This window comes from Paracoccus sediminilitoris (assembly GCF_003259195.1).
Lineage (GTDB): Bacteria > Pseudomonadota > Alphaproteobacteria > Rhodobacterales > Rhodobacteraceae > Paracoccus > Paracoccus sediminilitoris.
This window is the reverse complement of the sequence record NZ_QJPK01000052.1, coordinates 1-6,629: the sequence shown is the minus strand read 5'-3', so window position 1 is coordinate 6,629 and position 6,629 is coordinate 1. Positions and strand designations below refer to the sequence as shown.

At 59.9% G+C, this 6,629-nt stretch carries 5 protein-coding genes and 2 pseudogenes; 5 read left to right on the top strand and 2 right to left on the bottom strand.

The genetic code is table 11. The features are described 5' to 3' along the window. Window positions 1-134: 134 nt before the first annotated feature. The 4 genes and pseudogenes from DKT70_RS17190 to DKT70_RS18780 all read left to right on the top strand — a co-directional run bounded on the left by DKT70_RS17190 (window position 135) and on the right by DKT70_RS18780 (window position 3,335). Window positions 135-892 (top strand): IS5-like element ISPso2 family transposase gene (locus tag DKT70_RS17190; RefSeq protein ID WP_111560285.1). Its coding sequence is split into 2 segments (ribosomal slippage): window positions 135-459 and window positions 459-892, totalling 759 coding nucleotides; the frame shifts between segments, so codons are not numbered across the junction. Further along, window positions 893-1,650, top strand: a pseudogene (locus tag DKT70_RS18860) (replication initiator protein A); the annotation flags it as partial. A 111-nt stretch (window positions 1,651-1,761) separates the two neighbouring features. Next, window positions 1,762-2,763 (top strand): glycosyltransferase, encoded by a 1,002-nt coding sequence (locus tag DKT70_RS17180; RefSeq protein WP_111560284.1) that lies wholly within the window; start codon window positions 1,762-1,764, stop codon window positions 2,761-2,763. Further along, on the top strand, window positions 2,760-3,335 hold the full coding sequence (locus tag DKT70_RS18780; RefSeq protein ID WP_325048049.1) for a serine O-acetyltransferase: 576 nt from the start codon (window positions 2,760-2,762) through the stop codon (window positions 3,333-3,335). Before DKT70_RS17180 ends, DKT70_RS18780 begins: the two co-directional genes overlap by 4 nt. Before the next feature lie 23 nt (window positions 3,336-3,358). Here DKT70_RS18780 and DKT70_RS17170 read toward each other — a convergent pair whose 3' ends face one another. Then, a complete protein-coding gene (locus DKT70_RS17170; protein WP_111560282.1) occupies window positions 3,359-4,762 on the bottom strand; it encodes an oligosaccharide flippase family protein in 1,404 nt (467 codons plus the stop codon). A gap of 334 nt (window positions 4,763-5,096) precedes the next feature. On the opposite strand from DKT70_RS17170, the gene DKT70_RS17165 reads away from it, so the two are divergent. Beyond that, a complete protein-coding gene (locus tag DKT70_RS17165) occupies window positions 5,097-6,128 on the top strand; it encodes a glycosyltransferase family 2 protein (protein ID WP_158530147.1) in 1,032 nt (343 codons plus the stop codon). A 188-nt stretch (window positions 6,129-6,316) separates the two neighbouring features. Here the strand turns inward: DKT70_RS17165 and DKT70_RS18540 are convergent. Next, window positions 6,317-6,558, bottom strand: a pseudogene (locus DKT70_RS18540) (IS3 family transposase); the annotation flags it as partial. Window positions 6,559-6,629: the final 71 nt, after the last annotated feature.

Genomic DNA, 6,629 nt, shown 5'->3' with positions numbered 1-6,629 from the left:
CTTGTCCCATAGGGCATCCTTCCATTCCTTCGAAAGGATCACACCATCAAACCGTGGGATCAAACACTTAGGGTCAGGATGCATTGATTTCTGTTGCGCTGCGTGATTCACGCCTCCGAAAACGGAGCGGTGACATGAGCGATCTCCTCTGGCTGACCGACGCGCAGATGGCGCGCCTGGCTCCTTTCTTTCCCAGGTCGCACGGGAAGCCCCGGGTTGATGACAGACGGGTGCTGAGCGGGATTATTTTCATCAATCGCAATGGCTTGCGTTGGCGCGATGCGCCCGCCGCGTATGGCCCACATAAGACGCTCTACAGCCGGTGGAAGCGTTGGAGCGAAAAGGGCATCTTCGCGCGGATGATGGCCGGGCTGGCGGCGGAACACGGCGAGAAAACGACCGTGATGATCGACGCAACATACCTCAAGGCCCATCGAACGGCGACCAGCATGGCCGCCAAAAAGGGGGGCGTGGTCGCCTGATCGGTCGAACCAAAGGCGGTATGAACACCAAGCTGCACGCCATCTGCGACAGTCAGGGGCGACCGATCGACCTGTTCGTCACCGCTGGACAGGTCAGCGATTATATCGGCGCTCGGGCCCTGCTGAGTGGCCTGCCAAACGTCAAATGGCTACTCGGGGATCGTGGCTATGACGCTGACTGGTTCAGAGAAGCGTTGCAGGACAAGGGGATACGTGCCTGCATCCCAGGCCGGAAGAAACGCAAGACGCCGATCAAACACGATAAGCGGAGATACAAGCGGCGTAACCGCATCGAGATCATGTTCGGCAGGCTCAAGGACTGGAGGCGCGTCGCGACCCGCTATGACCGATGCCCCAAGGTGTTCCTTTCAGCCATCGCCCTCGCGGCTCTCGTCATCTATTGGTTATGAATCCTGACCCTAATGACTGCGTTGAATGTCGGTCAGACTGTGTCACGACGCTTGACGCTGACGGCCCACGACCTTTTGCAGGCGACGAACCGTGAAGCCTCCGGCGATGGATACAATCGCATGCACGAGGCCTTCGAACGGTTGTCCGGAACGCGCATCACGACCAATATTGCCACTGGCGGAATCGAGGTGACCTCGGGGTTCGGGTTGATCGAAAGCTGGGAGATCGTCCGCCGGGCCCGTGGGGGGCGCATTTCCGCGGTCAGTGTGACCCTGTCGGAATGGTTGTTCCAGTCTGTGCTGTCGCGATCTGTGCTGACGCTCAGCCGGGATTATTTTCGCATGCGAAAACCTTTGGAGCGGCGCATTTACGAACTGGCGCGCAAGCACTGCGGACGGCAGTTCGAGTGGATGGTCTCGATCGCGGTACTGGCCAAGAAGAGTGGTTCCACCAGTCCGCTGCGGGTGTTCCGGTCATGCTGCGCGATTTGATCCGAGAAAACCGCATGCCCGATGACCTCTTTGCCGAAGAATCAAGGGACCTGTTGCGCGTGACCGCCCGCGCGGCGATCCTTGATCCTGCCGATGGCCCGCATCTGTGCTCCGAGATCTTGGACGAGGTGCAACTGTTATGTCCCGGTGCGGATGTCCATGCATTGCAGGCCGAATGGCAACGGTGGTGGGTGCTTGGCGGACGCAAGCTTTTGCGCAGCCCGGATCGCGCCTTTTTGGAATGGGTCAAAATGCGAGATGTCTGATGGACGGGCAGCGTGCAAAGACTTGTGTGATTTTGCGCAGTTTCGTCGGGCGATGCCCGGCAATCTGGGCTATCACGCTCAGGTCCGATCTTTCGAAAGCGAACCTTGCCCATGATCCCTACGCCGTCCTCTTCCTCCGCGATGCCATCCATCGCGGTCATCATCGTGAACTACGGCACGGCTGATTTGACCACTGCCGGCATCGAAAGCGTTTTGGCGCACCATCACGGTGGCCGACATGTCCAAGTTCATGTCGTCGATAATGCCTCTCCCGCAGGGGATGCGCGTATCCTGGCCAATCGCCATGCGGAAAGAGGATGGGGTGACCGGGTTCGGCTGTGGCCGGAGGTCAGCAACCATGGTTTTGGCCGAGGCAACAATGTTGTCATCCATGCCCTGATGAACCGCCCGGATGCGCCTGATTACGTCTTTCTGCTGAACCCAGATGCGGCGCAGGAGAACGAGGCCCTGTCCATTTTGGCCGACCGGCTGGATGCGACGCCTGCCGCCGCAGCCGCGGGTGCGGGGATCGCGCTGCCTTCGGGTCAGGCGGTGACTGCGGCCTTCCGCTTTCCCTCGGCGCGCAGCGAATTCGCACAGGCCATGAATTTCGGTCCCATCACGCGGCTATTTCAGAACCGGTTGGTGCCATTGCCCCCCGATCAGCCGGACGGCCCGGTGGATTGGGTTGCGGGGGCAGCGGTAATGTTCCGGATGTCGGTCCTGCGCCAGCTTGACGGATTCGATCCCGATTTCTTCCTGTATTACGAGGAAGTCGAGCTGATGAAGCGCATCCGCCGTGCGGGCCATCAGATTCTTTATGTACCTGCGGCGCGTATCAGCCATGCCGAAGGTGCCGCGACCGACGTGAAAAGCGGCCAGAGCCAGCGCAAGCCCCGCCCGGCCTATTGGTACGAATCCTGGAGGCTCTATTATCTCAAGACTGCTGGCCGGGGCGGGGCCATCCGGGCGGGTCTGGCCTGGATGGCCGGGGCGGCTCTCAATGCGCCCCTTGCGCGGTTACGTGGTCAGGACTTGCGGGCGCCCAAGGGGTTCTTTCGCGATTTTCCGCGGCTGGTCCTGAAGCCGCTTCTGTTCGGAGCGCGCCGATGACCTGGAGTGACCGTGTCGACGAAGATCCCCGCTTTGCACCCTCGATGGGTGCGCACAATGCCAACCCGTCCGATATCGGCATTGGGGCGCTGATTGCCGAGGATTATCGAACCCATGGCCGTGACTGGTTCTCGGAAGGGTTCTGGGCGCTGTTCTGGCACCGGATCGGCAATTGGCGGATGGGCTTGCCCAAGCTGCTGCGCATTCCAATGACGCTGCTTTATCGGATCATGTTCCGATGGGTGTCGCGATCGGTGGGCATCTATCTGCCCTACACGGTCAGGGTGGGCCGACGCGTACGGCTGGAGCATTTTGGCGGTATGATCCTGGTTGCGCAATGGATCGGCGACGACGTGACCATCCGTCAAAACACCACCTTCGGCATTGCCCGCCTGAACGCTTTGCAGGACCGGCCCGTGATCGGGGACCGGGTCGAGATCGGAGCAGGGGCCGTCATCCTCGGTGCCATCCGCATCGGTGACGACGCGGTTATCGGCGCCAATGCCGTCGTTCGTCGAGATGTGGAGCCGGGCGCGGTGATGGGCGGGGTTCCTGCCCGCCGGATCGGCTGACGGGCGGGGACAGCCTTGCTCCCTCAGCGGGCGAAGATGGCCTTGGGCTCCCAGCTTCCGGTCACTGAGGGGGCCAGCATGCGTGAAGTCTGATAGAACTCGGCAAGGCTGTCCCAGTTTAACCAGACTGCCACGGCGATGATTAGCGCGCTCAGCGCCATGAATGCCGCGTCCCTTGGGATGTCCGTTCCGTCATAGCGCGCCAGATAGGACTGCTGCAGCGGATAGGTGACCAAGAAGAGCAGGGCAGGCACCACCAACACCCCGAAGATTCCCCAAAGCCAGAAGGCCGAGATCATGAATGCCAAAGTGAAGAAACCCCGAAAGATCTCCAGCCGCGAAAAGCGCCGCGAATCTCCGACCGCCAGCAGCAACCGCGAGCTGCCGATCAGCACGGTTCCCGGCAGCTGCGCCAAGGCCAGCACCACCAGCATCGGTCCTGCGGCGACATAGCGCTCATCATACATCAAATTGATCAGCGGCACCGCCGCCAGGGCCAAGATGGTATAGAGCACCATCTGTCCGCTGGTGACCAGGTCGCGCGCTTTGCGGATCTTGGTAAAATTCCGCCGGTCGGCGGCAGGCGGCAGCTGGCGGTACAGCGGGAACAGGATCTGGTTGGCCACCATACCACCCAGCATCCCTGGAAAAGCGCCTAGGAAAAACGCGATGTTATAGATCCCCAAATCTGCCAGGCTGATTGTCCGACCCAGAAACAACCGGTCCCCCTGGCCCACGAAATAGGTCGCGATGGTGCTGAAAAAGATGAACCGGCCAAAGCCGATCAGCTCGCGCACCGCCGTGGGTTCCCACCGCAGGCGGTTGCTCATCCCCGGAATGAAACGATGGTTCGCCCAGACCCCGATCAAACTGGAAACCAGACCACCCACGACCAATGACCAGACCGATGGCCAGATCAGTGCCATCGCGATCATCGCGCTCAGTCCGATAACCTGGCAGCCTACGGCGATTACCGTCTGCCGACCCAGAAGCAGCTTGCGGTTGGCCACGATCCCCTTGGTCGAATAAAACCCGGTGATCAATGCGTTCAGCCCCACCACCGGCAGTAGCCACAGGATCTGCTCCTCGCCATAGAACCTAGCCAGGGGCCAGGCCAGCAGACAGGCGAACAGCCATAGGGCTATGCCCCGGATGATCTGGATCGTCCAGGCGGTGTTGAGAAAATCGGGATCTTCACCGCGCTTGCTCTGGATGATTGAGGGCCGCAGCCCCAGATCCGAAAACATCTGCAGACCTGCCGTGAAGGACTGGATCAGCGCCATCATCCCGAAGGCTTCAGGAAACAACAGGCGCGTCAGGATCAGGTTTGACAGCAACCGCAGTATCTGCTGGCTGGCAGTACCGCCCAGGGTGATCGCGGTCCCCCGCAGCGCAAGCGCGCGCAGGCCGTTACCACCGAAAAACATTCTTGGATGCACGCGACGTCTCTCTCAAAGTAGCCTGACCTTTGCCCCATAGACCCATCACCGCGGCGCGTCACCCCGCCCGTTGCTGAAAGATCCAGACATCAGCACAAAAATGTGGGCACGGGCCGCATTGTCGTAAATTTTACACGCCTGGCACTAGGCAAGGCACGCGGGATGGCTCACAAGAGGCGGGTGTAATCTCCTGCTCGGGAATGATGAACCGCGCTGCCATCGCTGACCACCCTCTGCCGCCATGGCCGCTGTCGCGGGGCAATTGTTCCGTCCGTCGCCGGGCACCGCCATCCAAGGCCTCAACAAGAAATTGTCTTTGTCCATGAACATTTCCAGTCTTTTCCGCATCAGGAAGCGGATCAGCCGTCGTCTGGCCCAGCACGCCGCCGATCGCAGGGTCAGCGCCTGCATCACGCCGATTCACGGCCCTGCCATGACGCGCTTGACCGATGATCAGGTGGCCTTGGTGATCGTCGGACGCGATGTAGGCTATTTCCTGGACCATCATATTCGTCATCATCTGAAGCTGGGTGTTTCGCATATCGTCTATGTCGATAACGGCTCGACCGATGATTCGATCTCGATCGCCAGACGGTTCGACAATGTCACCATCGCTCGCTGCACGGCCGATTTCCGCAACCACCAGAACCAGATCCGCTATTTCGCCAATACCAAGTTTCTCAAGGGGGGCTGGCGGCTGGCGATCGACCCCGATGAGCTGCTGGACTATCCGGGGTCGGATCGGATCGACCTGCCCGAACTGACCCGCCGCATGACGGCCCGCGGGCATACAGCGCTGGTCGCGCAGATGCTGGACATGGTCTACGACGGGCCAATTGCTGACACTGACAGCATGGATTTCGCCAAGGCCGAGCGGCATTTCGACCGTTTCAGCCTCATGAATATCACCGATAAACCCTATGACAGTGAGTTCTTGAAGGACTTGCTGGACCACAACCGCGCCACCAATCCCGACATCCGGTTTCTATTCGGCGGCCTGCGTAGGACGGCCTTCGGTGAGCAATGCTGCCTGACCAAGCACGCCCTGTTCAAGATGGAGCGGGGGGTAGTGCCTCATCCGCACCCGCATGCGACATCCGGCGTCACCTGCACTGACTTTTCGGCACTGCTGCGCCACTACAAGTTCGCAGGTAATGTCTTGGCCCGCGAACGCAAGCTGCTGGCCGAGAACCGCATCCGTCACGGTGAGACGCGCCTGCGCGTCGAACGCTTCGAGGCAGACGACGACCTGAATCTAGGGGATTATGCTGAGCATCGCGCGCCTACGATCCCCTTCCTGATCAAGCACGGTTTTCTTCAGGCATCGGAAGCCGCGCTGAAGATGGTAACCTAGCATCGATCACTTGGGGTTTGCCTGTGTGACAACTCGTTTCACCGCGAGCGGGTGGTTCATCTGACCGGGCCAGCACTTTCCGAGCGCTGCCAAAAGAGCAAAGCTTTCCTTCCTCTTCACGCCTGCATTGCGGTCATTAGGTTCCGGATGTGGACCTGTCGCGGTTTGGTGCCGCTTCGAGTGCTCGTTTAGGCTACCTGGCATTTGAACGTCCAGGAGCTTTTGCCTTCCAACGCTGAGTGCTGACGGCGCGGCTTATAGAAGCCGTTGATGTATGTGAAGACAGCTGTCTCAACCTGTCGGCGTGTCTTCCACATGCGCCGTTAAACAACATTTCCTTGGTGGTCTTATAGAAAGTCTCGACGGCTGCGTTATCATGGCAATTATCATTGCCGCTCATCAATACCTTGAACCTGTACTCGCTTAGGATCACGCTTCGGTAACGGGTTCGTCTCAGTCAAGCCATTTCACGCATGCGCCGTCGTCCGCGAATTGGCGGTT